22 protein-coding genes and 2 pseudogenes are annotated in these 26,967 nt (G+C 72.0%); 9 read left to right on the top strand and 15 right to left on the bottom strand.

The window, feature by feature from the left end; translation table 11 throughout:
* Window positions 1–310: 310 nt before the first annotated feature.
* Both IH50_RS0100665 and IH50_RS0100660 read right to left on the bottom strand, forming a co-directional pair.
* Window positions 311–910: an HD domain-containing protein gene (locus IH50_RS0100665; protein WP_030856087.1), complete on the bottom strand. Its 600-nt coding sequence runs from the start codon at window positions 908–910 to the stop codon at window positions 311–313.
* 28 nt (window positions 911–938) lie between these two features.
* The gene (locus IH50_RS0100660; RefSeq protein WP_030856085.1) at window positions 939–3,794 is read right to left on the bottom strand and encodes a hypothetical protein; all 2,856 of its coding nucleotides are present in this window, start codon (window positions 3,792–3,794) and stop codon (window positions 939–941) included.
* Window positions 3,795–4,106: 312 nt separating this feature from the next.
* Between IH50_RS0100660 and IH50_RS0100655 the strand changes: the two genes are divergently transcribed.
* Entirely contained in the window at window positions 4,107–4,646 is a 540-nt protein-coding gene (locus tag IH50_RS0100655; RefSeq protein WP_030856084.1) for a hypothetical protein, read from the top strand.
* 306 nt (window positions 4,647–4,952) lie between these two features.
* On the opposite strand, the gene IH50_RS0100650 is transcribed toward IH50_RS0100655, so the two are convergent.
* Entirely contained in the window at window positions 4,953–5,717 is a 765-nt protein-coding gene (locus tag IH50_RS0100650; RefSeq protein WP_030856082.1) for a CDP-alcohol phosphatidyltransferase family protein, read from the bottom strand.
* A 108-nt stretch (window positions 5,718–5,825) separates the two neighbouring features.
* Here IH50_RS0100650 and IH50_RS0100645 point away from each other — a divergent pair, with 108 nt between their 5' ends.
* The 5 genes and pseudogenes from IH50_RS0100645 to IH50_RS0100625 form a co-directional block, all read left to right on the top strand.
* Window positions 5,826–6,803 (top strand): zinc-dependent alcohol dehydrogenase, encoded by a 978-nt coding sequence (locus tag IH50_RS0100645; RefSeq protein ID WP_030856080.1) that lies wholly within the window; start codon window positions 5,826–5,828, stop codon window positions 6,801–6,803.
* 132 nt (window positions 6,804–6,935) lie between these two features.
* Window positions 6,936–7,334: a 6-pyruvoyl trahydropterin synthase family protein gene (locus tag IH50_RS0100640; protein WP_030856078.1), complete on the top strand. Its 399-nt coding sequence runs from the start codon at window positions 6,936–6,938 to the stop codon at window positions 7,332–7,334.
* Window positions 7,335–7,345: 11 nt separating this feature from the next.
* The gene (locus tag IH50_RS0100635) at window positions 7,346–8,548 is read left to right on the top strand and encodes a glycosyltransferase family 4 protein (RefSeq protein ID WP_051767134.1); all 1,203 of its coding nucleotides are present in this window, start codon (window positions 7,346–7,348) and stop codon (window positions 8,546–8,548) included.
* Entirely contained in the window at window positions 8,545–9,519 is a 975-nt protein-coding gene (locus tag IH50_RS0100630) for a class I SAM-dependent methyltransferase (protein ID WP_030856076.1), read from the top strand. The genes IH50_RS0100635 and IH50_RS0100630 overlap by 4 nt, the downstream gene beginning before the upstream one ends.
* A pseudogene (locus tag IH50_RS0100625) lies at window positions 9,516–10,364 on the top strand (lysylphosphatidylglycerol synthase transmembrane domain-containing protein); the annotation flags it as partial. The gene IH50_RS0100630 and the pseudogene IH50_RS0100625, both read left to right, overlap by 4 nt.
* Window positions 10,365–10,618: 254 nt before the next feature.
* Here the strand turns inward: IH50_RS0100625 and IH50_RS39215 are convergent.
* Window positions 10,619–11,404, bottom strand: coding sequence for a creatininase family protein (locus IH50_RS39215; RefSeq protein ID WP_078913789.1), 786 nt, complete (start codon window positions 11,402–11,404; stop codon window positions 10,619–10,621).
* Between the two features lie 41 nt (window positions 11,405–11,445).
* Here IH50_RS39215 and ribA point away from each other — a divergent pair, with 41 nt between their 5' ends.
* Window positions 11,446–12,105: a GTP cyclohydrolase II gene (gene ribA / locus IH50_RS0100615; protein WP_030856070.1), complete on the top strand. Its 660-nt coding sequence runs from the start codon at window positions 11,446–11,448 to the stop codon at window positions 12,103–12,105.
* Window positions 12,106–12,118: 13 nt separating this feature from the next.
* On the opposite strand, the gene IH50_RS0100610 is transcribed toward ribA, so the two are convergent.
* Entirely contained in the window at window positions 12,119–13,348 is a 1,230-nt protein-coding gene (locus tag IH50_RS0100610; protein ID WP_030856066.1) for a serine hydrolase domain-containing protein, read from the bottom strand.
* A gap of 57 nt (window positions 13,349–13,405) precedes the next feature.
* On the opposite strand from IH50_RS0100610, the gene IH50_RS0100605 reads away from it, so the two are divergent.
* On the top strand, window positions 13,406–13,852 hold the full coding sequence (locus IH50_RS0100605; protein ID WP_030856064.1) for a PPOX class F420-dependent oxidoreductase: 447 nt from the start codon (window positions 13,406–13,408) through the stop codon (window positions 13,850–13,852).
* Window positions 13,853–13,885: 33 nt separating this feature from the next.
* Here the strand turns inward: IH50_RS0100605 and IH50_RS0100600 are convergent, their stop codons facing one another.
* The 10 genes and pseudogenes from IH50_RS0100600 to IH50_RS0100560 all read right to left on the bottom strand — a co-directional run bounded on the left by IH50_RS0100600 (window position 13,886) and on the right by IH50_RS0100560 (window position 25,443).
* Window positions 13,886–16,273 carry an ATP-binding cassette domain-containing protein gene (locus IH50_RS0100600; protein ID WP_030856061.1) on the bottom strand — a complete coding sequence of 796 codons (2,388 nt, stop codon included), beginning with the start codon at window positions 16,271–16,273 and terminating at the stop codon, window positions 13,886–13,888.
* Window positions 16,274–16,514: 241 nt separating this feature from the next.
* Window positions 16,515–17,099 (bottom strand): histidine phosphatase family protein, encoded by a 585-nt coding sequence (locus IH50_RS0100595; protein ID WP_030856059.1) that lies wholly within the window; start codon window positions 17,097–17,099, stop codon window positions 16,515–16,517.
* Window positions 17,100–17,104: 5 nt separating this feature from the next.
* Window positions 17,105–17,989 carry a phosphogluconate dehydrogenase (NAD(+)-dependent, decarboxylating) gene (gene gnd / locus IH50_RS0100590; protein ID WP_030856058.1) on the bottom strand — a complete coding sequence of 295 codons (885 nt, stop codon included), beginning with the start codon at window positions 17,987–17,989 and terminating at the stop codon, window positions 17,105–17,107.
* Between the two features lie 6 nt (window positions 17,990–17,995).
* Window positions 17,996–19,642: a glucose-6-phosphate isomerase gene (gene pgi / locus IH50_RS0100585; RefSeq protein WP_030856056.1), complete on the bottom strand. Its 1,647-nt coding sequence runs from the start codon at window positions 19,640–19,642 to the stop codon at window positions 17,996–17,998.
* Window positions 19,635–20,570: a glucose-6-phosphate dehydrogenase assembly protein OpcA gene (opcA, locus tag IH50_RS0100580; protein ID WP_030856054.1), complete on the bottom strand. Its 936-nt coding sequence runs from the start codon at window positions 20,568–20,570 to the stop codon at window positions 19,635–19,637. The genes pgi and opcA overlap by 8 nt, the downstream gene beginning before the upstream one ends.
* Window positions 20,567–22,180 (bottom strand): glucose-6-phosphate dehydrogenase, encoded by a 1,614-nt coding sequence (zwf, locus tag IH50_RS0100575; RefSeq protein ID WP_030856052.1) that lies wholly within the window; start codon window positions 22,178–22,180, stop codon window positions 20,567–20,569. Before zwf ends, opcA begins: the two co-directional genes overlap by 4 nt.
* Complete coding sequence (locus IH50_RS41490; protein ID WP_158801124.1) at window positions 22,177–22,356, bottom strand: hypothetical protein; 180 nt, start codon at window positions 22,354–22,356, stop codon at window positions 22,177–22,179. Before IH50_RS41490 ends, zwf begins: the two co-directional genes overlap by 4 nt.
* A 374-nt stretch (window positions 22,357–22,730) precedes the next feature.
* On the bottom strand, window positions 22,731–24,146 hold the full coding sequence (locus IH50_RS0100565) for a glycoside hydrolase family 16 protein (protein ID WP_030856050.1): 1,416 nt from the start codon (window positions 24,144–24,146) through the stop codon (window positions 22,731–22,733).
* A 295-nt stretch (window positions 24,147–24,441) separates the two neighbouring features.
* Window positions 24,442–24,643 (bottom strand): annotated as a pseudogene (locus IH50_RS42290) (MMPL family transporter); the annotation flags it as partial.
* A 29-nt stretch (window positions 24,644–24,672) separates the two neighbouring features.
* The gene (locus IH50_RS0100560) at window positions 24,673–25,443 is read right to left on the bottom strand and encodes an IclR family transcriptional regulator (protein ID WP_030856048.1); all 771 of its coding nucleotides are present in this window, start codon (window positions 25,441–25,443) and stop codon (window positions 24,673–24,675) included.
* 101 nt (window positions 25,444–25,544) lie between these two features.
* Here IH50_RS0100560 and IH50_RS0100555 point away from each other — a divergent pair, with 101 nt between their 5' ends.
* Window positions 25,545–26,882: a 6-phospho-beta-glucosidase gene (locus IH50_RS0100555; protein WP_030856045.1), complete on the top strand. Its 1,338-nt coding sequence runs from the start codon at window positions 25,545–25,547 to the stop codon at window positions 26,880–26,882.
* The last annotated feature ends 85 nt before the right edge of the window (window positions 26,883–26,967 follow it).

Below are 26,967 nucleotides of genomic sequence, written 5' to 3'. Positions count from 1 at the left end.
GCCTTCGGGGTCGGTGTGCGACATGGCTTGCCCGTGTGCCGAATTGACGTGAATCACCGTCATCCCGGTCATTCAGCGGGGTGTACCGCGTTCGCCGACTGTGATGCTTTGCTCCGGTGCTGTGGTGAACGCCACCCGGAAGCGTGAAGGATTCACACGTGACTCGCGGTCCCGTCACGCGGCCCACACATCGCACGGGCCGCGCCGCCGCGCCGGTCGGCTGTGTCCGTCCGCGCGGAAGGAGAAAGCCCGTACGCCGCGTGAGCGTACGGGCGAGGGCGACGCCGGTGTGGCCGGCGTCCGGTGGTGTTCACGGGCGGACGGACGCGCCGCCCTCCGGCACCGGCCGGTCGAGGTCCGGGTCGCCGAACTCCGCGCGCAGGGCCTCGAACGCGGTGACCTTCTCCTCACCGAAGCGGCGGACGTGGGCGGCGTACGCGTCGGGGGAGAGGAACGCCGACGGACGGGACTTGCTGTGGAACTTGTCCGCGTACATCACCAGCCGCTCCTCACGCGTCACCGCGAGGTAGTCGGCGGGAGGGATCGGGAGGCCCTGGCGCAGGACGTCGTCCTTCGTGACCCCCACCCCGGTGTGGTGGGAGCAGAACCGGCACAGGGGCTCGGGGAAACCCTCCCCGGCGAGGAGTTCGTGGCCGAGCAGGCCGTGACGGATGTAGTTCCCGTGGTCCAGGCGGCCGCCGTCGCCGTAGAGGCGGTAGACGCCGATGTCGTGGAGGAGACAGCCGGCGCGGACCAGTTCGGCGTCGACGTCCAGGCGCGAGGCCGAGATGAGCTGCTCGGCGACGCTCCAGACGATCTCGCAGTGCGTGTGGACGAGTTCGAACGCCTCGGTGGTGGGCGCGTGCTTCTGGTGCAGCGCGCGGATCTCTTCGGGTCCTGGAATCCTCACCCCGGGAGCGTAACAACCGTCGGCCCGCTCACTCGATGGTGCACTCCTTCACACTGAGCGGCTCGGTGCTGCCGGCCGGCCTGCTGCACAGGACCTCCGTCCGTGAGACGCCCTCCGAGGTTCTGCGGACCCGGTTGAGGACGATGCTGTGGCCGTGGCGCTCCTCGTACAGGGGTGCGTCGGTGAAGTCGATGGTGCCGGTGGCCATTCCGTCGAGCCTGACGTTCCTGAGGTTGACCCAGGTCGCCGCGCGGCTCTGGCGCACGTCCCCGAGGCTGGCCGCCCAGTACAGGGCGCGCGTGGCGTCGTGGGAGAGGGCGGTCTGCCCGCTCGCGAAGCCGGCGGCGTCGTACGTGGCCTTTCCGTCCTCCAGCCAGGGGAGGTAGTGGGCGGCGTCCTCGTAGAAGGCGGTCCTGGACGAGGCTTTCTTCAGCTCGGCCAGGGCCGCGTGGTACAGCGTGATCTGCGGGGCCACGCCGTCGCGTCCACCCGTGCCGGAGAACCGGGCCTTGCTCAGGTCGTCGCCCGTGAGGATCGAGAACTGTCTGTTCGCGCAGCCCGGTTCGGTACCCAGCTGTGTCATCAGCGGCCCGATGTCCTCGACCCGTCCGGCGAAGTAGATCACCGAGGGAACGTCCTCGCCCCGGCAGATGCTCTCCGCGTGCGACCGCAGTTCGGGCTTGCCGTTCGCCACCCGGTAGCGGCGCGCGGGCAGCATCCGGAAGCCTTCCCGCTTCAGCATCTCCCCGCCGTACAGCGCCTGTTCGCTGGTGTAACGGTCCTGCGACTCCTTGGTGTCGCGGGCCAGCACCAGGGCGTGCGGGGCGCTGTCGCGGGAGCGCAGCTGCCGGGCGACGAGGCCGAGTGCCTCGGCCTGGTGCTCGTCGGGAGCCGCGAGACTGAACCAGTTGGAGAACTCCTTCGGCAGGTAGGTCGCCGAATTGGTGCCGGAGACGATGGGCAGCCCCACCGCGTGCAGCCGGCGTGTGACGTCGGGGCTGCTCTGCAGGTCGCGGCCGAAGCCGACGACACCGACGACGGTCGGGTCGCGGTCGGCGTACGCGGCGATCGCGTCGGCCGTGACACGCTGGTGCCCCATGTCCGAGCCGCCGTTGGCGAGCAGCACCCGCAGTTTCACCGTGTAGTTCTCGTTGACCACCCGCTGGGCGAGGTACACGCCGGTCAGCTCCTCGGCACCCTTGACCAGGGACGGATCCACCGAGGAGGAGCTCAGCGGCCCCGCGTACACCACCGTGACGTAGTCGCCCGGGTGGTCGCGCAGGACCTCGGTGTTCTCGGCGCGCACCAGCCTCTCCAGCTCCTGCAGCCGCTTGCCCTCCCCGGTGGTGTCACCGCTCAGGTACGCCCCGAACCGGACGTCTCCGGTGGCTATGCCGACGCACTCCGTGCCGCCGCCGGGCGCGGGACGCAGCTCGGTGTCGCGGTCGGCGGTCAGCAGGCCCGCCGAGCAGTACGTCCGGTGCAGCTCACGGGCGTGGACGACGCCCGCGGTGACGACCAGGGCGAGCACGAGGAGCAGGCTGTGCGCCGACCACACCACGCGGGCTACGGACGGCCGGTGTCTCGCCCTGACGCACCGCCAGTCCGACTGCCGCAGCTGCACCAGCTCGCCGGGAGGCAGCGGGATCCTGAGCACCCAGGGCAGGGCGTTGGTCCTGCTCGGCGACTGATCGGCCCGCAGGTTCCCGGCCCATTCGTCGTACCAGTGCCGCAACCGCTGCGGAAGACGCGAGGGCTGGGCCGGCGGCTGCTGCGGCCGGTTGAGCGGAGGATCCGCGTCCGCGCCCCGGTCGAGCAGTGCCGTGTCACCCGCCGCCACGCCCGCCACGATCAGCAGCGGGTCGAGCTCGCTGCGCCGGCTGCGGACGTCACTGACCGCCCTGATCAGCTCTATGCCGCCGTTCTCCCTGCCCACCCGGCGCAGGAACAGCACCGGCGGACGCGTCCGCTTGAATCCCCGCAGGTCCCAGCTGCCGCGCCGGTGGTTGTCCCGCAGGTCCTCGAAGAGCGCCAGCACGTACAGCTGGAGGGGGAACGGGCCGCCCTCGCGCATGGCCTCGGCGACGTCGTAGGCGCGGGCCGCGATGGCACGCCAGGAGCGGACGGGCCGCAGCAGCCGCACGCTGGTCGACTGGCGGCGGACGGCGGACTGGAGGAACGTCGTGGTCAGGAACCACCGGCTCTCCCTGCGCAGCCACAGGAAAAGGGGAGCGCGCCCGGGGACGTGGTTGAGGCCGGCGAGGAGGACCATCAGCCCGATGCCCGCCAGGACGGCGATGTACCACTCGGGGCGGGTGAGCAGCGCGGTGAAGGCGCCCAGGACGCCCATGGGGAGGAACTGCTGCACGTCGTTGAGCAGGAGCTGCCGGTGCCGGCGCGTGGGTCTGCGGGGGCGCCAGCGCTGCTTGGCCAGGATACGCAGCAGGTGTGTCTGGGCCCGCTCCTGCTGGATGTTCCCGTCCGGGGTGCCGCCGGGGGCGGTCGGCCAGTGCTCGCGCATCTCCGGGTCGTCGGTGGCCTCCTGGAGGGCGCGCACCAGGTTGAGGCGGGGGAAGGAGTAGGGGCGGTAGGAGGCGGACCGGTCGCCCCACTTCCTGGAGTCGCCGAGGTCGATCAGGAGCCGCACGGCCCGGGCGGTGGGATCGAGGTCCCCCGGTTGTGGCTCGGTCGGGGCAACGGCCAGGCGGGTGCCGTGACGCTGCTGCCCCTCGCTCAGCTCGTCGACGAGTTCGATGACCCGGTCGTCGTCGGCGGGGTCCTCGGCGTGCAGCACGATCACCGGCATCGGGGGATCGCCGGCCCGGAAGTCCTGGATCAGGGACTCCAGCTGTCGCTGGACGTCGATGCCCGCCTCGGTCGACATGCCGGGGTGACTGCCCGGGCAGTCCTGAAGGAAACTCCGGTCACGGTCGTGCATGGACACCCCCCGTGGTCGCAAGACACATGTGTCACAAGCGCCTTGTGAGGATAACTCCCGCCCCTGACAACCGCCCCCGGCGCAACGGCGGTCCGCCGGGGGCGGTGATGCCATGGCCGGTGGTGGCGTCGTCGGCGGGCGGCGTCACACGATCGGGTGGTGCTGTGCGATGCGGGCACCTGTGGTGCGGGCGGTCCGTTCGATCCGGTGACGGGAACGACTCCCGCCCTCACACGACACGGACGACCGGAGCACATCATGAGCCTGCATCTCCACCGCAACCCCGACGGCACGACGACCGGGCGGAACGAGGCCACCGGCTTCACCGTGACACACACCGAAGAGGAGGAGGTGAAGCGGCAGTTGTACGAGGACGCGGGGTGGGCGTACACACCGCCACCGCCTCCTGTCCCGCCGGGGTTCCACCGGTTCACCCTGGTACACGAAGAGTTCGGGCACACCGGGTTCGGGGACGAGCGGTACGCGGGACTGAGGGCGCGCCCACCGGAGGGGTGCGCGCCGGTCGACTGGGGTTGTTTCGCCCTGGAGTGCGAGCGTCCGGGGAAGACGCTGCTGGACGCGGTCGCCGGCACCGTCGCGGAGGTCCGCCGTGAGCACGGGCTGGTGATGAACAGCCTGGGTGTCGAGAAGCCGGACGAGTGGTACGGGGCCGACCGGGACGGCCATGCGGGGGTGATCGCCGCTCACCTGATGCTGGCGGCGATCCACCGGGCCCGTGTGCTCGGCTACGGGCGCAAGGACCTGGTCCGGCTTCTCGACGCGGCGGGCGTCGAGTAGCGAGCAGGCGGCGGGGTGAGGGGAGCGGGGCTCCGAGGGCACACCGTGGGGTGCTGGAGATCCGGCCCGGTGACTCGGCCACCGGTGCCCCTCTGGGCGCGAGGCTGCCGCCCGTGACGCGAGGCGGCAGCCGGCCGGCCCGGGCCACCCGGTCGGCACGGAGGACAGACCGGACCGCACCGCACCGTCATGGCCGCGCGGCACCCCGCCGTGAAGCGCCCGCCCCCGGAACACCGGGTCCGCACCCCCGGCCGACCGTCGGCTCGTGACCGGTGCCGGCCGTCAGCCGGTGACCGGTTCCCGCCATCAGCTCGTGACCAGTTCCCGCCGCACCTCGGCCCCGACGGGAGCCGTCTCCACCCGGGACGTCCGCCACAGCCACAGCACGTCCCGGCCGAACGACCACACCAGCAGCCCCAGCGCCAGCACCACCACACCGACGTTGACCGCGTGCGGCAGCAGAGCCGCCCCGGTCAGCAGCAACAGCACGCCCTGGAGCGCGGCCACCGTCTTGCGGGCCGTGCTCGGCGGGAGCGGGGCGGTCAGCCAGGGCCAGACACGCGCGGCGGCCACGAAGACGTACCGCATACCACCGATGAGGAGCACCCATGGACCCATCGCCATCGACACGTACACACTCAGCACCAGAATCAGGAACGCGTCCACCTCCATGTCGAAGCGGGCGCCCAGCGGAGTCGACGTCCCCGTCCTGCGGGCCACCTTGCCGTCCACACCGTCCAGGATCAGGGCCACGGCGGTCAGACCGACGAAGAGCGAGACGGGCGGTGAGTCCTGGAAGGAGTCGGCGACCAGCGCGGTGACCCCGCCGACGAGGGTGGCGCGGCCGAGCGTGACCCGGTTGGCCGCGCCGAAGGAGCGCGGCCGGGACCGGTGCAGGGCCCGGGAGAGCACCGCCCAGGTGGCGATCGCGAACGCGAGGCCGGTCAGCCAGCCCGCGGGGCCCATGCCGATCGCCGTACCGATCAGGGCCAGCAACAGGATCTGTACGCCCGCCCCCACGGCGGTCTCCTGCTGTACGAGCCTCGCGTCGTAACTGTTGTTCAGGGCCACCGAACACCCTCCGGCCGTGTGACAGAGTCGATCAACGCCGCTACCTTGTGCGCGGCCTGTGCACCACTCGGTACGCGCGCGGCTTCCCGACCGTTCAGGAGGAATTCGATGAACCGCACCGCACGTGCGTTCTGGCTCGACTCGCCTGGGCGAGGGGTGATCCGCGAGGTCGGCCTGCCCGCCCCCGGCGCGGACGAGGTGCTGGTGCGCTCGCTGTACTCCGGGGTGAGCAGGGGCACGGAGACGCTCGTCTTCCGCGGTGGGGTGCCGCAGAGCCAGCACGCCGTCATGCGGGCGCCGTTCCAGGAGGGCGACTTCCCGGCCCCCGTGAAGTACGGCTATCTCAACGTGGGAGTGGTGGAGGAGGGACCGGAGGCGCTCGTCGGGCGGACCGTGTTCTGCCTGTACCCGCACCAGACGCGGTACGTCGTCCCTGCGGGCGCCGTCACACCCGTGCCCGACGGGGTGCCCGCCGGGCGGGCCGTGCTCGCCGGCACCGTGGAGACCGCCGTCAACGCGTTGTGGGACGCCGCGCCACTGGTCGGCGACCGGATAGCCGTCGTCGGCGGTGGGATGGTCGGCTGCTCCGTGGCCGCGCTGCTGGCACGGTTCCCCGGCGTACGGGTGCAACTCGTCGACGCCGACCCGGCGCGCGCCGAGACCGCGGCGGCGCTCGGCGTCGGGTTCGCGCTGCCCGGGGACGCGCTCGGCGGGTGCGACCTGGTCGTGCACGCCAGCGCCACCGAGCAAGGGCTGAGCCGGGCGCTCGAACTGCTCCGCCCCGAGGGCACCGTCGTCGAACTGAGCTGGTACGGCGACCGGAAGGTGAGTCTCCCGCTGGGCGAGGCCTTCCACTCCCGGCGACTGGTCATCCGCAGCAGCCAGGTCGGCACCGTCTCCCCGGCCCGCGCCGACCGCAGCTACGCCGACCGGCTGGCCCTCGCCCTCGACCTGCTCGCCGACCCCGCCCTCGACGCCCTCGTCACCGGCGAGTCCGCCTTCGAGGAACTGCCCGACGTCATGCCTCGCCTCGCCTCCGGAAAGACACCGGCCCTGTGCCACCGCGTGCGCTACGACACCCCGTAGCGAGGCCGGCACGCCTGACCTGAGAAAAGACGTGGCGGACGCTGAACAGGGGAAGACAGTCAGCCGTACTACACGGCATCCCCGCCGGAGATCGGCCGGGGAGCAGACGCGCCGCACCTGGAGGGTCGTCCGTTGTTCAGCATCACCGTCCGCGATCACATCATGATCGCCCACAGCTTCCGCGGCGAGGTCTTCGGACCGGCCCAGCGCCTGCACGGGGCCACGTTCCTCGTGGACGCCACGTTCCGGCGCGAACAGTTGGACGAGGACAACATCGTCGTCGACATCGGCCTGGCCACACAGGAACTCGGGGCCGTCGTCGGCGAGCTGAACTACCGCAACCTCGACAACGAACCCGACTTCGCGGGGGTCAACACCTCCACGGAGTACCTGGCCAAGGTCATCGCCGACCGGCTCGCCGAACGCATCCGCAAAGGGGCGCTGGGCGAGGGTGCCAAGGGCATCGCGGGCATCGCCGTCACCCTGCACGAGTCGCACATCGCCTGGGCGAGTTACGAGCGTGCGCTGTGACCGACACGACCATGGACGTGACCGGCACGGCCCCCGACCGGGCCGGCACCGCCCGCCTGGACTACGTTCCCCGGCAGGCGTCCTTCCCGAGGAACGGCGGGATCATCCCCATGTCCCTGCGCTCCGTGCACTTCGTGATGCCGGGTGGTGTCGACGACCCGGCCACGCCGAGCGGCGGCAACGCCTACGACCGGCGCGTGTGCCTGGACCTGCCCGGCTTCGGCTGGCAGGTGCACCGGTACGCCGTGGCCGGTGACTGGCCCCGGCCGGACGCCGCCGCCCGCGCCGAACTCGCCCGCACCCTGCGCGAACTGCCGGACGGCGCCGTCGTCCTGCTCGACGGGCTGGTCGCCTGCGGGGTGCCCGAGATCGTCGTGCCCCAGGCGGAGGAGGGCCGGCTGCGCATGGCAGTCCTCGTGCATCTGCCGCTCGGCGACGAGACCGGGCTCGACGCGGCCGTCGCCGCCGAACTGGACGCCCGCGAACGCGCGGTCCTGCGGGCGGTACCCGCGGTGATCGCCACCAGCGACTGGGCCGTACGCCGTCTCGTCTCCCACCACGGCCTGGCCCCCGACCGGGTCCACGTCGCCGCCCCCGGCGCCGACATCGCGCCCCTCGCGCCCGGCACCGACGGTGTCTCCCGGCTGCTGTGCGTGGCCGCCGTGACCCCGCGCAAGGGACAGCACCGGCTCGTGGAGGCCCTGGCGGCGGTGGCCGACCTGCCGTGGAGCTGCGCGCTCGTCGGCGGGCTCGGACACGACCCCGAGTACGTCACCCACCTGCGCGGACTCATCCGCGCACACGGCCTCGAGGACCGGCTGGAACTGACAGGACCGCAGGCCGGGGCCGCACTCGACGCCAGCTACGCCACCGCCGACCTCATGGTGCTCACCTCGTACGCGGAGACGTACGGCATGGCGGTCACCGAGGCGCTGGCGCGCGGCATCCCGGTGCTGGCGACCGACGTCGGCGGGCTGCCCGAGGCGGTCGGCCGCGCACCCGACGGGGGAGTGCCCGGCATCCTCGTCCCGCCGGAGAACCCCGCCGCCATCGCCGCCGAACTGCGCGGCTGGTTCGGCGAGGCGGACGTGAGACGCCGGCTCAAGGCCGCCGCCCGCGGCCGGCGGGCCGCACTCGGCGGCTGGGCGAGCACCGCACAGAGCCTGGCGGCGGTACTGCGCCGGCTTCCCACCGAACCCCGGAGGGCCGCATGACCGAACAGGCGACCACCACCCCGTACGGCGGAACGATCCCGGCCCCGCCCGGCACCCGGGAGGTCATCCCCGGGGCGGGCCCCGCGCCCCGCCCCGGGGAGCGGGCCACCCTGCGGCTGAAGGACACCGGCGACGACGAACCGGCCCGCTACGCGCCCGAGTGGCTGCAACTGCGGGAGCCCGCCGACGCCGCCGCCCGGTCGTACGATCTGCTGGACCCGCTGCGCATCCGGATCGCCGACCTGCCGCGCCGGGCGGACGGTCTCGTCATCCACGACATCGGCTGCGGCACCGGCTCGATGGGGCGCTGGCTCGCCCCCCGTCTCGACGGCGCCCAGCACTGGGTCCTGCACGACCGCGACCCCTACCTGCTGCACTTCGCCGCCGTCGCCTCCCCGCGCTCCGCCGCCGACGGCAGCCATGTCACCGTCGAGACCCGGCGCGGTGACGTCGCCCGGCTCACCTCCGACGCGCTGGCCGGCGCCTCCCTGGTGACGGCGTCCGCGCTGCTCGACGTCCTCACCCGCGAGGAGGTCGGTGCCCTCGCCGCCGCCTGCGCGGGAGCCGGCTGCCCGGCCCTGCTGACGTTGTCGGTGGCCGGACGGGTGGAGCTGACCGAGCCGCACCCGCTGGACCGGGAGATCACGGAGGCGTTCAACGCCCATCAGCGAAGGGGCGGGCTGCTCGGGCCGGACGCGGTCACGGTGGCCGCCGAGGCGTTCACCGAGCACGGTGCGACGGTACGGATCACCCCGAGCCCCTGGCGGCTGGGTCCCGGGGAGGCCGCGCTGACCGAGCAGTGGCTGCGGGGATGGGTCGGTGCGGCGGTGGAGGAGCGGCCGGAACTGGCGTCGCGCGCCGACGGTTATCTGGCCGAGCGGCTGGAGGCGTGTGCGGCGGGGGAGTTGCGGGTCGTCGTCCACCACAGTGATCTGCTCGCGCTGTGCCGGCCGGTGGACGGGGCCGCATGAGCGTGCGGTTCCGCGGTGTTCCGGCCCGGCTCAACACCCCTGCCGTGCGCACCCGTCTCGGCACGCTCGGCGGTGTCGTGATCCTCGCGGTCCTGCTGTGGCGCGTCGACACAGGGGTCCTGATGGAAGGGCTGCGCCGCATCGACGGGCCGACGCTGCTCGCGGGGCTCGGGATCGGGCTGGTGACCACCGTGTTCAGCGCGTGGCGCTGGGCGCTGGTCGCCCGGGGCATCGGGATCCGGTTGTCGCTGGGGGCCGCCGTCGCCGATTACTACCGTGCCCTGTTCCTCAACGCGGCGCTGCCCGGGGGTGTGCTGGGCGACGTCCACCGGGCCGTGCGGCACGGGCAGAGCGCCGGGGACATGGGGCGGGGGGTGCGGGCGGTGGTGCTGGAGCGGACCGCCGGGCAGGTCGCGCTGTTCGCCGTGGGGGCGGTGGTGCTGGTGAGCATGCCGTCGCCGGTGCTCGACGAAGTGCGGCAGGCCGCGCCGGTGGCGGGGCTCGGGGTGCTGGGGGCCTGTGCGGTGGTGCTGGCGGTGCGGATGAACCGGGCGCCGGGGCGGCGGAAGGGTGCTTCAGGGTTGCTCGCGGAGGCGCGCGAGGGGTTGTTCTCGCAGCGCAACGCGCCTGGTGTGCTTGTCTCCTCCGTCGTCGTACTGGCCGGGTACGTGGGGATGTTCGTGCTCGCCGCGGACGTCGCCGGAGCGGACGCGTCCGTGGCGGAGCTGCTGCCGCTGGCCGTGCTGGCGTTGCTGGCGATGGGGCTGCCGTTGAACGTGGGCGGGTGGGGGCCCCGGGAGGGGGTCACCGCGTGGGCGTTCGGGGCGGCGGGGCTCGGGGCGGGGCGGGGGCTGACCGTCGCGGTCGTCTACGGGGTGCTCAGTCTGGTGGCCAGTCTGCCGGGGGCGGTGGTGCTGGTCGGGCGGTGGTACGCGAGGGTGCGGGGCGGTGGGCGTGGTGGTGTCGCCCCCGCCGCCCCTTCCCTTCCCGTCCCCGGGGGCGCTGCCCCCGGACCCCCGGTCGGCCTTCGGCCTCGTCCTCAAACTCCCCCAGAGGGGGCACCCCCAGACGGGCTGGGACGTGTCCCTCGGCCTCGTCCTCAAACTCCCCCGGTCGGGCCGGGAGGTGACGTCAGCAGTGAGAAATACGCGGTGAACGAATCCGCCAGGCTTGCCAGGATTTCCCTGCCCTTTTCCGCAGTGCCCAGGGAAGGGCGGCCGATGACACCGGAATCGGTGTAGGCGGACATGCCGGTGGTGAGGAGATGACGGCGGTCGTCCGCGATGTGATCGGAGGTCTCATAACCGGGGCGGAGCGATTCGGGATGTGTGTGGAGAAGAATGGAGGTCTCGATTTCGCCCGCGTGCATGTCGGTGAGGAGGGACGTGGCGACGCCGGCCCGCACCCGTGCCGTCTCCCAGTCCTCCGGGGCCGGGAACAGCGCCATCCGCTCACCGCGGGCGGAGGACTCCTGGACGACGTTGCCCAGGACGTAGTTCCCGCCGTGCCCGTTGACCAGCACCAGGGTGTCCGTGCCCGACCTGCGGAGCGAGTCGGCGATGTCCCGTATCACCGCGTGGAGCGTGACGGAGGAGAGGGAGACGGTCCCCGGCCAGGCCGCGTGCTCGTGGGAGCAGGAGATCGTCACCGGAGGGAGGAGGTGCACCGGAAAGGCGTCGGCAATCTCCCGCGCGATCGCACAGGCGACCAGCGTGTCGGTCGCCAACGGCAGGAACGGACCGTGCTGTTCGAAACTCCCGACCGGAAGTACCGCGATCTGCCGTGAGACGCCGGCTCCCCGCGTCCGTACATCCTCTGTAGTATCCGCCGGCAACAGACCGTGCACCGGGCCGTATGCCGCCGACCGCTTTTGTGAACCACCCATATCGTCACGGCCTTTCGTCTCTGCTTAGGAACTCGAGAATCATGACAGAAAAAGTAGGCGTACTCGGCAAGAAGTCCCCTCGGCGGACCGGCGTGGAACGCGTCGTGAACGCGCCGCTGCCCACCGTGTACGGCACGTTCCAGGCGGTCGGCTACCTGGACCACGACCGCGGTGACGAGCAGGTCGCCCTGGTGTACGGCGACATCGGCGCGGACGGAGTCCTCACCCGGCTGCACTCGGAGTGCCTGACCGGGGACGCCTTCGGCTCCCAGCACTGCGAATGCGGCGACCAGCTCGCGTCGGCGCTGCGCGCGGTCGTCGCGGAAGGGGCGGGCGTGGTCGTCTACTTGAGGGGCCACGAGGGCCGCGGCATCGGACTCCTCGGCAAGCTGCGGGCGATGGCCCTGCAGGCGGAGGGCCTGGACACCGTCGAGGCGAACCTGGCGCTCGGGTTCCCGGTGGACGCCCGCGACTACGGTGTCGCCGCCGGGATCCTCCAGGACCTGGGCGTGCGCTCGGTACGGCTGATGTCCAACAACCCCCGCAAGCGCGAGGCGTTGGTGCGGCACGGCGTCCAGGTCGCCGAGCAGGTACCGCTGCTGATACCGCCGTGCGAGAACAACATCACCTATCTGCGCACCAAGCGGGAGCGGCTCGACCACCACCTGCCCCATCTGGACGCGGTGGCCCACCTGTCCTGACCCGGCCCCGCGGTCAGCGCGTCACCGCCTCGTGCACCAGCCGTTTGAGGTCCCGGAAGACGGTGTGGGACGACCTGGGCCGCACCTGCGTGTAGAACTGCACGGTCAGGTCGCGGCCCGGGTCGACCCAGAACGTGGTCGTGGCCACCCCGCTCCAGCCGTAACTGCCGAGGGCGGACGGGGCCTGCGTACGGGACGGGTCGACGACGACGGAGACGCCGAGGCCGAAACCGACGCCCTCGTTGCCGGGCACGTCGTGTGCGGGACGGCTGCCGAAGGCGCGCAGGTCGGCGCCGCCGGGGAGGTGGTTGCGGGTCATCAGGTCCACGGTCGCCGGGGAGAGCAGGCGCACGCCGTCGAGTTCGCCGCGGCGGCGCAGCAGCTCCATGAAGCGGTGGAAGTCGTGGGCGGAGGCCACCATGCCGCCGCTGCCGGACAGGAACCGGGGCCGGCCCCGCAGCGGCAGCCCCTCGATCGGCTCGATGCCGCCGTCGTCGGACTCCCCGTACATCTCCGCGAGCCGCTCCGCCTGCGCGTCGGTGACCTCGAAACCGGCGTCCGTCATGCCGAGCGGCCGGAAGATCCGCTCGGCGAGGAACACGTCGAGCGGCCGGCCCGACACCACCTCGACGATCCGCCCCAGCACGTTCGAGGCGACCGAGTAGTTCCACTGCGTGCCCGGATCGAACTGCAGCGGCAGACGCGCGTACACCTCGGTCGTCCCCGCGAGGTCCGTCCCCGGCGCCACCGACGACTCCAGCCCGGCCTCGCGGTACAGCGCGTCGACGGGGTGGGAGTGGTAGAAGGCGAACGTCAGGCCGGCGGTGTGCGTCATCAGATGCCGTACGAGGAGGGGACCGGCGGGAGGGCGAGTCCGCACCCCGTCACCCGACCCGCCCTCGTACACGCGCGGCCGTGCGAACGCCGGCAGATGGCGGCCGACCGGGTCGTCCAGCGACAGGCGGCCCTCCTCCATCAGCATCAGCGCGGCGACGGCCGTCACCGGCTTGGTCATGGAGTAGATCCGCCACAGGGTGTCGCTCTCCACCGGCAGCCCCGCCGCGACGTCCCGCGCCCCGTACGCCGTGAGGTGGGCGACACGCCCGCCCCGGGCGACGGCCACCAGGAACCCGGGCAGCCTCCCCTCGTCGACCCGGCGGGCGAAATGCCGGTCCAGGCGCTCCAGCGCCCCCGCGTCCAGCCCGGCCTCGACGGGATCGGCCTCTTGCCGCAGCACTGTCATCGTTCTCCTCGCTCCCCTCGGAGGAACACCGGCCCGGTGCGGGCCGTTGAACGAGTCATGACCCAGGACGCCGAACAGAACGCACTGCTCGCCCTGCTCTCCGAACTGCACGGGGGGGTGCTCGTCACCCTGAAACGCGACGGACGGCCCCAGCTGTCGAACGTCATGCACGCTTACTACCCCGACGAGCGGGTCATCCGCGTCTCGCTCACCGACGACCGGGCCAAGACCCGCAACCTGCGGCGCGACCCCCGCGCCTCCTACCACGTCACCACCGACGACCGGTGGGCCTACACGGTCGCCGAGGGCACCGCCGACCTGTCGCCCGTCGCCGGAAACCTGTACGACGAGACGGTGGAGGAACTGATCCGGCTGTACCGCGACGTCAACGGCGAGCACACCGACTGGGACGACTACCGCGCCGCGATGGTCCGCGACCGGCGCCTGGTGCTGCGCCTGCGCGTGGAACGGGCGTACGGCGTCCCGCGCCGCGCCGGGGCGTGACCGAAGCCCGCCCCGGCGCGTACCGCGCGTGGCTCAGGCGCCGACGTACTCCGCGAGGTGCTCGCCCGTGAGGCCGGCGCGGGCGGCGACCAGGTCGGCGGGGGTGCCCTCGAAGACGATCCGGCCGCCGTCGTGACCGGCCCCGGGGCCGAGGTCGACGATCCAGTCGGCGTGCGCCATCACCGCCTGGTGGTGCTCGATGACGATGACCGACTTCCCGGAGTCCACGAGCCGGTCGAGCAGGCCGAGCAGCTGCTCCACGTCGGCCAGGTGCAGACCGGTGGTCGGCTCGTCGAGGACGTACACCCCGCCCTTGTCGGCCATGTGGACGGCCAGCTTCAGCCGCTGCCGCTCACCGCCGGAGAGCGTGGTGAGCGGCTGGCCGAGGGTGAGGTAGCCGAGCCCGACGTCCGCCATCCGCTCCACGATCCGGTGCGCGGCCGGGATGCGTGACGCGCCCTCGCGGAAGAACTCCTCGGCCTCGGTCACCGACATCGCGAGCACCTCGCTGATGTCCCGGCCGCCGAAGCGGTACTCGAGGACCGACGCGTCGAACCGCTTGCCCCCGCAGTCCTCGCAGGTCGTGGCCACGCTCTGCATGATCGCCAGGTCGGTGTAGATGACGCCGGCGCCGTTGCAGGTGGGGCAGGCGCCCTCGGAGTTGGCGCTGAACAGGGCCGGCTTGACGCCGTTGGCCTTGGCGAACGCCTTGCGGATCGGGTCGAGCAGCCCCGTGTACGTCGCCGGGTTGCTGCGACGCGAGCCGCGGATCGGGGTCTGGTCCACCGAGACCACGCCCTCGGAGGCCGGTACGGAGCCGTGGACGAGGGAGCTCTTGCCGGAGCCGGCGACGCCGGTGACGACGCAGAGCACACCGAGCGGGATGTCGACGTCGACGTCCTGGAGGTTGTTGGCGTTCGCGCCGCGGATCTCCAGCGTGCCGGTGGCCTCGCGGACCTTCTCCTTCAGCCTGGCCCGGTCGTCGAGGTGACGGCCGGTGACGGTGTCGCTCGCCCGCAGGCCGTCGACGGTGCCCTCGAAGCAGACGGTGCCTCCCGCCGTGCCGGCGCCGGGACCGAGGTCCACGACGTGGTCGGCGATGGCGATCGTCTCCGGCTTGTGCTCCACCACCAGCACCGTGTTGCCCTTGTCGCGCAGCCGCAGCAGCAGGTTGTTCATCCGCTGGATGTCGTGCGGGTGCAGGCCGATCGAGGGCTCGTCGAAGACGTAGGTGACGTCGGTGAGCGGGGAGCCGAGGTGGCGGATCATCTTGGTGCGCTGTGCCTCACCGCCGGAGAGCGTGCCCGAGGCGCGGTCGAGGGAGAGGTAGCCGAGGCCGATCTCCACGAACGAGTCGAGGGTGTGCTGGAGCTTGGCCAGCAGCGGCGTCACCGACGGCTCCGTCAGCCCGCGGACCCATGCGGCCAGGTCACGGATCTCCATGGCGCAGGCGTCGGCGATGCTGACCTCGCCGATCTTCGAGGAGCGGGCCAGTGCGCTGAGCCGGGTGCCGTCGCACTCGGGGCACTCGGTGAACGTGACCGCCCGGTCCACGAAGGCCCGGATGTGCGGCTGCATCGACTCGCGGTCCTTGGACAGGAACGACTTCTGCAGCTTCGGGATCAGCCCCTCGTAGGTGAGGTTGACCCCGTTGATCTTGACCTTGGTCGGCTCGCGGTACAGGAAGTCGTGCCGTTCCTTCTTGCCGTACTCGCGGATCGGCTTCTCCTTGTCGAAGAAGCCCGACTCGGCGATGACCCGCACCACCCAGCCGTCACCGGTGTAGCCGGGGATGGTGAAGGGGTCCTCGGAGAGCGACCTGGAGTCGTCGAACAGTTGTGTGAGGTCGATGTCGGAGACGGTGCCCCGGCCCTCGCAGTGCGTGCACATGCCGCCGGTGCGGCTGAAGCTGACCTTCTCGGTCTTCGTCTTCTCGGAGCCGCGGTCCACGGTGAAGCCGCCGGTCGCCGAGACCGAGGCGACGTTGAAGGAGTACGCGGCGGGCGGGCCGATGTGCGGCGTGCCGAGCCGGCTGAAGAGGATGCGCAGCATCGCGTTGGCGTCGGTGGCGGTACCGACGGTGGAGCGGGGGTCGGAGCCCATCCGCTGCTGGTCGACGGTGATGGCGGTGGTCAGACCGTCGAGCACGTCGACCTCGGGGCGGGCCAGGTTCGGCATGAAGCCCTGCAGGAAGGCGCTGTAGGTCTCGTTGATCAGCCGCTGCGACTCGGCGGCGATCGTGTCGAACACCAGGGAGCTCTTGCCCGAGCCGGAGACACCGGTGAACACCGTCAGCCGGCGCTTGGGTATCTCGATGCTGACGTCCTTGAGGTTGTTCTCACGCGCCCCGTGCACGCGGATCAGATCGTGGCTGTCGGCGGCGTGCGGCCCGGCCGGCTGCTGCTCTGTCCTCGTGGTCATGCTCGTCGTTCCCCTCCGTCGGGCGGGGACCGTGTACGCGTTCCCCGCCGGCGTCATCATCGCGGCAAGGCTAGGCTAGGCGGCCCATGTCCACCTGCGCTTCTTGATTCCTGACCGGTCGGGGAACGCCTGCGCCGCGGGCCGGACCGTCACCTGCGCCGGCCGCCCCGCGCCCTCTCCGACGGCCCGTGCGCCGGGCCGTCCGGTGGGGACGCGAGGGGGCCCGCGGGCCGTGCGCGTCTCACGGCCGTGTGTTCCACTCCGCGATCACCGGGCGGCCGTGCTCCAGCGACAGGCGGCTCAGGGTGCCCGTCTCCAGGCGGAACAGCCGGCCGGCGGACGGCGGCAGGCCCAGGCGGCGGGCCGTCAGGACGCGGAGCAGGTGGCCGTGCGCCACCAGCATCACGTCCCCCTCCTCCAGCGCCCCGGCCATCCGGGACAGCACCCGGTCCGCGCGCTCGCCGACCTGCTCCGGGGACTCGCCGGGGAACTCCCGGCCGGGCGGCACCCCGTCGGTCCACAGGTCCCAGCCGGGCCGGGTGCGGTGGATCTCCGCGGTGGTGATCCCCTCGTAGCCGCCGTAGTCCCACTCCCGCAGGTCCGGCTCCTCCGCCACCCCGGTCAGTCCCGCCAGTTCGGCGGTGTGCCGGGCGCGGACCAGCGGACTGACGAGGACCAGCCCGAAGGCCCGCCCCGCCAGCAGCGGCGCGAGGGACTTGGCCTGGGCCTCACCGGCCGGGGTCAGCGGAAGATCGGTCCGGCCGGTGTGCCGGCCCGCCCTGCTCCACTCCGTCTCGCCGTGCCGCGCCAGCAGCAGATCCCCCACGGTCGTTACGCCTTCTTCGCCGACTCGACGGCGTGGCCGCCGAACTGCTTGCGCAGCGCCGCGATCATCTTCATCTGCGGCGAGTCCTCCTGCCGGGAGGCGAACCGCGCGAACAGCGAGGCGGTGATCGCCGGCAGCGGTACGGCGTTGTCGACGGCGGCCTCCACGGTCCAGCGGCCCTCGCCCGAGTCCTCGGCGTATCCGCGCAGCCGCTCCAGGTGCTGGTCCTCGTCGAGGGCGTTGACCGCGAGGTCGAGCAGCCAGGAGCGGATGACGGTGCCCTCCTGCCAGGAGCGGAACACCTCCCGGACGTTGTCCACCGAGTCGGCCTTCTCCAGGAGCTCCCAGCCCTCGGCGTAGGCCTGCATCATGGCGTACTCGATGCCGTTGTGGACCATCTTCGCGAAGTGCCCGGCACCCACCTTGCCCGCGTGGACATAGCCGTACGGACCCTCCGGCTTGAGCGCGTCGAAGATCGGCTTCAGCCGCTCCACGTGCTCCTCGTCGCCGCCGACCATCAGGGCGTAGCCGTTCTTCAGGCCCCACACGCCGCCCGAGACACCCGCGTCGACGAAGCCGATGCCCTTGGCCGCCAGCTCCTTGGCGTGCTTCTCGTCGTCCGTCCAGCGGGAGTTGCCGCCGTCGACGACCGTGTCGCCGGGCCTGAGCAGGCTCCCGAGCTGGTCGACGACCTGCTGGGTGACGGCGCCGGCCGGCACCATGACCCACACCACGCGCGGCCTCTCGAGCCGGACGACGAGGTCGGACAGGTGGTCGACGTCGGAGAGCTCGGGATTGGTGTCGTACCCGATGACGGTGTGGCCGGCGTTGCGGAGGCGCTCGCGCATGTTGCCGCCCATCTTGCCGAGCCCAACAAGACCGATCTCCATGTCAGTTCACTTCCTGCGTTCGCGGTAGGCGGCCACCAGCGCGGCCGTGGACGGGTCGAGGCCGGGGACGTCGGCGCCTTCGGAGAGGGCGGGCTCGACGCGCTTGGCGAGCACCTTGCCGAGTTCGACGCCCCACTGGTCGAAGGAGTCGATGTCCCAGACGGCGCCCTGGACGAACACCTTGTGCTCGTACAGCGCGATCAGCTGGCCGAGCACCGAGGGGGTCAGTTCGGTGGCCAGGATGGTGGTGGTGGGGTGGTTGCCCCGGAAGGTGCGGTGCGGCACCTGTTCCTCGGGCACGCCCTCCGCCCGCACCTCCTCTGCGGTCTTGCCGAACGCGAGGGCCTGGCCCTGCGCGAACAGGTTGGCCATCAACAGGTCGTGCTGCGCCTTGAGTTCATCGCTCAGCTCGGCGACCGGGCGGGCGAAGCCGATCAGGTCGGCCGGGATCAGCTTCGTCCCCTGGTGGATCAACTGGTAGTAGGCGTGCTGCCCGTTGGTGCCGGGCGTGCCCCACACCACCGGGCCCGTCTGCCAGCCGACGGGACGCCCCTGCCGGTCCACCGACTTGCCGTTGGACTCCATGTCGAGCTGCTGGAGGTAGGCGGTGAACTTCGACAGGTAGTGCGAGTACGGCAGCACCGCGTGCGACTGGGCGTCGAGGAAGTTGTTGTACCAGACGCCCAGCAGGCCCATCAGCAGCGGGGCGTTGGCCTCGGCGGGAGCGTTGACGAAGTGCTCGTCGACGATCCGGAACCCGTCGAGCATCTCCCGGAAGCGGTCCGGGCCGATGGCGATCATCAGCGACAGGCCGATCGCGGAGTCGTAGGAGTAACGTCCCCCGACCCAGTCCCAGAACTCGAACATGTTCGCCGTGTCGATGCCGAAGTCCGTGACCTTCTCGGCGTTGGTCGACAGCGCGACGAAATGCCGGGCCACCGCCTTCTCGTCACCTCCCAGGCCCTTGAGCAGCCAGGTCCGCGCGGAGGTGGCGTTGGTGACCGTCTCGATCGTGGTGAAGGTCTTGGAGGCGACGATGAACAGCGTCTCGGCCGGGTCCAGGTCGCGGGTGGCCTCGTGCAGGTCGGCGCCGTCCACGTTGGACACGAACCGGAACGTCAGCGAGCGGTCGGTGTACGGGCGCAGCGCCTCGTACGCCATCGCCGGACCGAGGTCGGAGCCGCCGATGCCGATGTTGACGACATTGCGGATGCGCTTGCCGGTGTGACCGGTCCACTCCCCGGAGCGGACCCGGCCGGCGAAGTCGGCCATCCTGTCGAGCACGGCGTGCACGGCCGGGACGACGTTCTCCCCGTCGGCCTCGATCACCGCGTCCCGCGGGGCGCGCAACGCGGTGTGCAGCACGGCCCGGTCCTCGGTGACGTTGATCCGCTCACCGCGGAACATGGCGTCACGCAGCCCGGACACATCGGCGGCCTCGGCCAGTTCGCGCAGCAGGGCGAGCGTCTCGTCGGTGACCAGGTGCTTGGAGTAGTCGATGCGCAGGTCGCCCACGTGCACGACGTACCGCTCGGTGCGGGACGGGTCGGCGTCGAACAGCTCGCGCAGGTCCGGCCGGGGCAGCGTGTCCGCGCGGTGGTTCTCCAGGGCGGTCCACTGGGGGCGCCGGGTCGGCTCGGGGACGTCAGACATGGGCGGGGATCTCCTCGGTGGCCTCGCCGCGCAGGGCGACGGCGTACATCTCGTCCGCGTCGAGGCGCCTGAGCTCCTCGGCGATGAGTTCGGAGGTGGGACGGACCTTCAGCGCCAGCCGGCGCGGGGGCTGCCCCGGCAGGGTCAGCGTGGCCAGCGGACCCTCGGGACGGTCGATGACGACCTCGCCGTCCGCGGTGCCGAGGCGGACCGCCGTGACGACGGGCCCCGCGGTCACCACCCGGTCGACGGTCACCCGCAGCCGTGCCTCCAGCCAGCGTGCCAGCAGCTCGGCGGCCGGGTTGTCGGCCTCGGCCTCCACGGTCGCCGAGATCACCGTCGCCCGCGCCTGGTCCAGCGCCGCCGCCAGCATGGAGCGCCACAGCGTCAGCCTGGTCCAGGCGAGGTCGGTGTCGCCGGGCGCGTAGGTGCGCCGCCGGGCCTCCAGCACATCCATGGGGTTCTCGGCCGTGTACAGGTCGGTGATCCTGCGCTGGCCCAGCGCGCCCAGCGGGTCCTGCGCCGGGTTCTCGGGCGCGTCCGTCGGCCACCACACCACCACCGGCGCGTCCGGCAGCAGCAGCGGCAGCACCACCGAGTCGGCGTGGTCGGACACCTCGCCGTAGGTCCGCAGCACCACCGTCTCGCCGGTGCCGGCCTCCGAGCCGACCCGGACCTCGGCGTCCAGCCGGGGGTGGGTGCGCTCGCGCGGGTTGCGGGTGTGCCGCTTGATCACGACCAGGGTGCGTGAGGGGTGCTCGTGCGAGGCCTCCTCGGCCGCCTTGATCGCGTCGTAGGCGTTCTCCTCGTCCGTGACGATCACCATCGTCAGGACCATGCCCACGGCCGGGGTGCCGATGGCGCGGCGGCCCTGCACCAGCGCCTTGTTGACCTTGCTTGCCGTGGTGTCGGTCAGGTCGATCTTCATGGCCTGCGCCAGCTCCGTCCGTCTCGTGCGAGCATCTCGTCGGCTTCCGCGGGGCCCCAGCTGCCCGAGGTGTACCGCGCCGGCCGGCCGTGCGACGCCCAGTACTTCTCGATCGGGTCGAGGATCCTCCAGGACTCTTCCACCTCCTGGTGGCGGGGGAACAGGTTGGCGTCCCCCAGCAGGACGTCCAGGATGAGCCGTTCGTACGCCTCCGGGCTGGACTCGGTGAACGACTCGCCGTACGCGAAGTCCATGGTCACGTCCCGCAGCTCCATCGACGTGCCCGGCACCTTGGAGCCGAACCGGACCGTCATGCCCTCGTCCGGCTGGACCCGGATGACGACCGCGTTCTGTCCCAGCTCCTCGGTGGCGGTGGAGTCGAAGGGGGAGTGCGGCGCCCGCTGGAAGACCACCGCGATCTCGGTGACCCGGCGGCCCAGCCGCTTGCCGGTGCGCAGGTAGAAGGGGACGCCCGCCCAGCGGCGGTTGTCCACGCCGAGCTTGATCGCGGCGTAGGTGTCGGTCTTCGAGGAGGGGTCGATGCCCTCCTCCTCCAGATAGCCGCGCACCCTGGCGCCGCCCTGCCAGGCACCCTCGTACTGTCCGCGCACCGTGCTGCGGCCCAGGTCGTCCGGGACCTTCACGGCCCGGAACACCTTCAGCTTCTCGGTCAGCAGCGAGGCCGCGTCGAAGGAGGCCGGTTCCTCCATCGCGGTGAGTGCCATGAGCTGGAGGAGGTGGTTCTGGATGACGTCACGGGCGGCGCCGATGCCGTCGTAGTAGCCCGCGCGCCCGCCGATGCCGATGTCCTCCGCCATGGTGATCTGCACATGGTCCACGAAGGACCGGTTCCAGATCGGTTCGAACATCTGGTTGGCGAAGCGCAGCGCCAGGATGTTCTGGACGGTCTCCTTGCCGAGGTAGTGGTCGATCCGGAAGACCTGCTCCGGGTCGAACACCTCGTGCACGATCGCGTTCAGGTCTTGGGCCGACCTCAGGTCGTGCCCGAACGGCTTCTCGATCACCGCGCGCCGCCAGGACCCCTCGGGGGCGTCGGCCAGGCCGTGCTTCTTGAGCTGCTGGACGACCTTCGGGAAGAATTTCGGCGGTACGGAGAGGTAGAAGGCGTAGTTGCCGCTGGTGCCCCGATGGGCGTCCAGCTCCTCCACGGCCTCGCGGAGCTGGTCGAACGCGTGGTCGTCGTCGAAGTCGCCCGGAACGAACCGCATGCCCTCGGCGAGCTGCTGCCAGACCTCCTCGCGGAACGGGGTCCGCGCGTGCTCCTTGACGGCGTCGTGCACGACCTGGGCGAAGTCCTGGTCCTCCCAGTCCCGGCGGGCGAATCCCACCAGAGAGAAGCCCGGCGGCAGCAGGCCCCGGTTGGCGAGGTCGTACACGGCCGGCATCAGCTTCCTGCGGGACAGGTCGCCGGTCACCCCGAAGATGACCAGACCGGAGGGGCCCGCCACCCGGGGCAGCCGCCGGTCCCGCGGGTCGCGCAGCGGGTTGGCCCAGTCGGCCGGGGGCGCGGGGAAGGCCGTGAGGCTCTCCTCCTGTTCTTCCCGTCCGTCCGGGGCGTCCGCCGTCGGTTCGGTCGTCTCGTCGGTCATTCCGCGTCAGCTCCCTTGCGGTCGGGCGACTCCGTCACCGCGTCGCGCAGCGCCTGCCAGGCGTCCTCGGAGGCCGCGACGCCCTCGTGGTCCAGGGTGTCCTTGCCCGCCGGGTCCTTCATCCCGGCGGACGCCCGGCGCTCACCGGGGAAGACCCTCACGGCTGTTTCACTCACAGTGCTCATCTTCTTTCTCGCGGTCATGACAACCGTGTGCGGCAGCCGGTGATTCCCCGGCGGTCACGCTGCGGGGGTGGCGCCGCACGGGGCGGGTGGCACGCCGCGTCACTTCAAGAAGTCCTCGGTTCGAGCAACATCGATGCCGTCATGTGTTCAAGTTTAAAAGTATGATCTTTTTTGTTGGCAGGTTTCCACCAGGCCGGGGGGAAACCCTCGGCGCCGGCGGCCCCTGCCTCCTCGCCCGGCTCCGGGTACCGCGGAATCGCCATGGCCATGCGGTCTCCGGCCGGAGGCATGCGGAAGAGGGCCCCGCGCACACGCGCGGGGCCCTCTTCCGTTCCCGGCCGGGGAGGGCCGGTGTGGGGGTGGGATCAGTGGCCGAAGGTGAACCAGTTGACGTTCACGAAGTCCGCCGGCTGGCCGCTGGTGAAGGTCAGATAGACGTCGTGGGTACCCGTCACGTTGCTGATGTTCGCCGGGATCGTCCGCCAGGACTGCCAGCCGCCCGTGTTGCCCACGGCGAAGCTGCCGATGGGCGCGTTGCTCCGGCTGTCCAGCCGCACCTCGACCAGACCGCTGACACCGGCGCCGGCACCGCTCGCCACCCGCGCGGAGAACTGCCGGGCCGGGTTCGAACCGAAGGCGACCCCCTTGAACTGCAGCCAGTCACCGTTGGCCAGCGCGCCCACGTTCCGGCCGCCGCCGGAGTCCGAGGTGTTCTCCGTCATCACGCCGGCCTGGCCGTCGTAGGACTCGGCCTGGATGGTGCCGTAGGCGTCGCGGTTGCCGGGGGTGCCGGGGTCGCCCGGGTCCTCCCCGCCGCCGCCGGAGGTCAGCACCTGCACGTAGTCGACGAGCATCGAGTGCCCGGGCTGGGTGCCCGCGTCTGGGCCGCCGCCGAAGGCGTCGGGGAAGCCGCCGCCCATCGCCACGTTCAGGATGACGAAGTAGCCGTGGTTCGTCGCGTTCGTCCAGGTCGTCGCGTCGACCTGGTTCTCCCGCACGGTGTGGAAGGTGGTGCCGTCGAGGGAGAAGCGGATCTCCTCGACGCTCGTCGAGCGGTCCCACTCCATCCGGTACGTGTGGAAGCCGGCCTGGCAGGTCGTGCCCTGGCAGGTGGTCGAACCGCCGATGCCGCTGGTCTCGTTGCACGGGCCGCCCGGCGAGGTGCCGCAGTGCATCGTGGCGAACACGGTGTTGTTGCCCTGCGTGTTCTCCATGATGTCCAGCTCGCCGACGGCGGGCCAGTTCCAGTAGTTGCCCCGGTAGGGGGAGCCCAGCATCCAGAACGCCGGCCAGTAGCCCTTGGCCGCGGCGCCGGTGACGTTCGGCACCTGGATGCGGCCCTCGACGCGGAGCTTGCCGCCGGCCGGGGGCTGGAAGTCGGTGCGCCGGGTCTCGATGCGGCCCGAGGTCCAGTTGCCGGAGGCGTCGCGGCGCGGGGTGATGCGCAGGTTGCCGTTGCCGTCGAGGGAGACGTTGTCCGTGCTGGACGTCATCGTCTCGATCTCGCCGGTGCCCCAGTTGGCGGGGCCGCCCGGGTAGCCCTTGCCGGTCGCGTACTGCCAGTTGGAGGTGTTGACACCGCTGCCCGCGGAACCGTTGAAGTCGTCGGCGAAGACCTGGGTCCAGCCCGACGGCGGAGGCGGCACGGACGCGCTCGCGGACGGGCCGGCCGCGGTTGCGGCGCCCGCCGTGAGGGCGAGCGTGCCGACGACGGCGAGGACCGCCCGCCGCAGCGGGCGGGGTCTGCGGAGCGTACGGGGGATGCCGGAGGTGTCACTCATGTGGGGATGCCCTCTCGGGTTCGGATGCCGGTGGCTTGAGAGCGCTCTCAAAGTGACGCCAATGTGCTCTGCGGCACTCGCTCCGTCAAGAGGTGTAACCGGGAAAGTCCTTGTGGGTGGGGAGAGTTCAGGCCCCGAACTGACGCGAATGTGTGCAAGGGGAGTGATGAACGCCGGATGGGGGCGACGCCGGGGAGCACCCGGGCGTCGCCCCCCATCGCTCCGTTCGACCACGCGAGGGCGAAAGGGCGGATGCCGGATCGGTCGTGTCGCGGCTGCGGGTGAGTGGGTGGTTGCTCGCGCAGTTCCCCGCGCTCCCGAAGGGGCGCGGGGCTGTGCCGATATGCGGCTCCGCCACGGCCTCCGCGTCGTCCCCCGTACGCTCCCGCACCCTCCCGCGTCCGCGCCAGGATGAACAGCTCGTAGTCCATGGCCGGTCCGAACGCGATCGCCACGATCAGCGGCGGCGCGGTGAGACCCGGCGCGCCCAGCCCCTCGTCGGCGTCCCCGGGACGGGAGCCGGAGTTCAGGCGTCTCCGGCGGGAGCCGGGACGTCCGGGTGCCAGCCCAGGGCCCTGGAGATGCCGCGGGCCGTGAGACGCAGGACCGGGACCAGGGCGGGGACACGGGCGTCGGAGTGGGGGACGACGACCGACACCGCGGCGGTGACCGTGCCGTCGGGGCCGCGTACGGGCGCCGCCACCGACAGCGCGTCCGGGGTGACCTGACGGTCGCTCACCGCGACGCCCGAGCGCCGTACCTCGGCCAGTACCCGGCGCAGCGGCTCCGGTCCGGTGATCGTGTACGGGGTGAAGGCGGCGAGCGGGCCCGCGCAGTACTCCTCCTGGAAGCCGGCGTCGCTGTGCGCGAGCAGGACGAGGCCGACCCCGGTGGCGTGCAGCGGCCAGCGGGCGCCGACCCGTATGCGCACGCCGACCGACGAACGCCCCGACAGCCACTCGGTGTAGACGACCTCACCCCCGTCGCGCACCGCCAGCTGCACGTTCTCGTGCGTCGCCTCGTACAGGTCCTCCAGGTACGGCAGCGCGGCCTGCCGCAGCGCCGGCCCGCGCGGGGCGAGCGCGGCCAGCTCCCACAGCCGCAGCCCGACGTGGTACGTCCCCGACGCGTCCCGCTCCAGCGCGCCCCACCGGGCGAGCTCGCCCACGAGCCGGTGCGCGGTGGTCAGCGTGAGCCCGGCCCGGCGGCTGATGTCCGTCAGCGTCAGCGCCGGGTGCGCGTGGTCGAAGGCCGCGAGCACGGACAGCAGACGGTCGGACGCGGAGCGGCTGGTCATGTCCGGCTGTCCTCCGGTGGGTCGGGTCGGCGGAGCGTACTCCGGCGCGGTCGCGCCGCGAGTAGGGTCGTCCCGGTTCGTCGTGGTGGGAAGGTGCGGATGTGAAGCTGACGATTCTGGGCGGTGGGGGATTCCGGGTGCCGCTGGTGTACGGGGCACTGCTCAAGGACCGTGCCGAGGGCCGGGTGACCCGTGTCGTCCTGCACGACGTGGACGCCGGGCGGCTGCGCGCGATCGCCCGGGTACTGGCCGAACAGGCCTCCGGTGTGCCCGACGCGCCCGAGGTGGCCTTCACCACCGACCTCGACGAGGCGCTGCGCGGCGCCGCGTTCGTCTTCTCCGCGATCCGCGTGGGCGGCCTCGAGGGCAGGGCGGACGACGAACGGGTCGCCCTCGCCGAGGGCGTGCTCGGCCAGGAGACGGTCGGCGCGGGCGGCATCGCCTACGGTCTGCGCACCGTGCCCGTCGCCGTCGACATCGCCCGGCGGGTGGCCCGCCTCGCCCCCGACGCCTGGGTCATCAACTTCACCAACCCCGCCGGCCTGGTCACCGAGGCCATGTCCCGCCACCTCGGCGACCGCGTCATCGGCATCTGCGACTCACCGGTCGGCCTCGGCCGCCGTATCGCCCGGGCGCTCGGCGCGCGCCCGCGGGAGGCGTGGATCGACTACGTCGGCCTCAACCACCTCGGCTGGGTGCGCGGTCTGCGGATCGCCGGCCGCGACGAACTCCCGCGCCTGCTCGCCGACCCCGTCCTGCTCGGCTCCTTCGAGGAGGGCAGGCTCTTCGGCGCCGACTGGCTGCGGTCCCTGGGCGCGATCCCCAACGAGTACCTGCACTACTACTACTTCAACCGCGAGGCCGTACGCGCCTACCAGGAGGCGGAGCGGACCCGGGGCGCGTTCCTCCGCGACCAGCAGGCGCGGTTCTACGCCGGGGTGGCCGACCCCGGCGTGCCCGCCCTGGAGCTGTGGAACCGCACCCGCGCCGAACGCGAGGCCACCTACATGGCCGAGAACCGGGAGGCGGCCGGTGCGGGCGAACGCGAGGCCGAGGACCTGTCCGGCGGCTACGAGGACGTGGCGCTCGCCCTGATGCGGGCGATCGCCCGCGACGAACGCGCCACCCTGATCCTCAACGTCCGCAACCGCGGCACCCTGGCTCCCCTGGACGCGGACGCCGTCATCGAGGTCCCCTGCCTGGTGGACGCCAGTGGCGCGCATCCGGTCTCCGTCGACCCGCTGCCCGGCCACGCCACCGGTCTGGTCTGCGCCGTCAAGGCCGTCGAGCGCGAGGTGCTCGCCGCCGCCCGGTCGGGTTCCCGCGCGACGGCCGTCAAGGCGTTCGCGCTGCATCCGCTCGTCGACTCGGTGAACGTGGCCCGTCGTCTCGTCGACGGCTACACCGCCGTCCACCCCGGCCTTGCCTACCTCGGCTAGCCGGCACGGCACACGGCTTCGGGCCGGCCGGTCGCCCCCCGTGACAGCGGCCGACCGACCCGAGCCCCCCGTTCCCCCGTGCTTC

Source organism: Streptomyces sp. NRRL S-37 (genome assembly GCF_000721605.1).
Classification (GTDB): Bacteria; Actinomycetota; Actinomycetes; order Streptomycetales; family Streptomycetaceae; genus Streptomyces.
This window is presented reverse-complemented; position numbering and strand designations above follow the sequence as displayed.

Coding starts and splice junctions, on each gene's coding strand:
- IH50_RS0100660 (WP_030856085.1), bottom strand. CDS start 3,794: ATGTCGACCGAGGCGGGCATCGACGTCCAGCGACAGCTGGAGTCCCTG.
- IH50_RS0100655 (WP_030856084.1), top strand. CDS start 4,107: ATGAGCCTGCATCTCCACCGCAACCCCGACGGCACGACGACCGGGCGG.
- IH50_RS0100645 (WP_030856080.1), top strand. CDS start 5,826: ATGAACCGCACCGCACGTGCGTTCTGGCTCGACTCGCCTGGGCGAGGG.
- IH50_RS0100635 (WP_051767134.1), top strand. CDS start 7,346: ATGGACGTGACCGGCACGGCCCCCGACCGGGCCGGCACCGCCCGCCTG.
- IH50_RS0100630 (WP_030856076.1), top strand. CDS start 8,545: ATGACCGAACAGGCGACCACCACCCCGTACGGCGGAACGATCCCGGCC.
- IH50_RS39215 (WP_078913789.1), bottom strand. CDS start 11,404: ATGGGTGGTTCACAAAAGCGGTCGGCGGCATACGGCCCGGTGCACGGT.
- ribA (WP_030856070.1), top strand. CDS start 11,446: ATGACAGAAAAAGTAGGCGTACTCGGCAAGAAGTCCCCTCGGCGGACC.
- IH50_RS0100610 (WP_030856066.1), bottom strand. CDS start 13,348: ATGACAGTGCTGCGGCAAGAGGCCGATCCCGTCGAGGCCGGGCTGGAC.
- IH50_RS0100605 (WP_030856064.1), top strand. CDS start 13,406: ATGACCCAGGACGCCGAACAGAACGCACTGCTCGCCCTGCTCTCCGAA.
- IH50_RS0100600 (WP_030856061.1), bottom strand. CDS start 16,273: ATGACCACGAGGACAGAGCAGCAGCCGGCCGGGCCGCACGCCGCCGAC.
- gnd (WP_030856058.1), bottom strand. CDS start 17,989: ATGGAGATCGGTCTTGTTGGGCTCGGCAAGATGGGCGGCAACATGCGC.
- pgi (WP_030856056.1), bottom strand. CDS start 19,642: ATGTCTGACGTCCCCGAGCCGACCCGGCGCCCCCAGTGGACCGCCCTG.
- opcA (WP_030856054.1), bottom strand. CDS start 20,570: ATGAAGATCGACCTGACCGACACCACGGCAAGCAAGGTCAACAAGGCG.
- zwf (WP_030856052.1), bottom strand. CDS start 22,180: ATGACCGACGAGACGACCGAACCGACGGCGGACGCCCCGGACGGACGG.
- IH50_RS0100565 (WP_030856050.1), bottom strand. CDS start 24,146: ATGAGTGACACCTCCGGCATCCCCCGTACGCTCCGCAGACCCCGCCCG.
- IH50_RS0100560 (WP_030856048.1), bottom strand. CDS start 25,443: ATGACCAGCCGCTCCGCGTCCGACCGTCTGCTGTCCGTGCTCGCGGCC.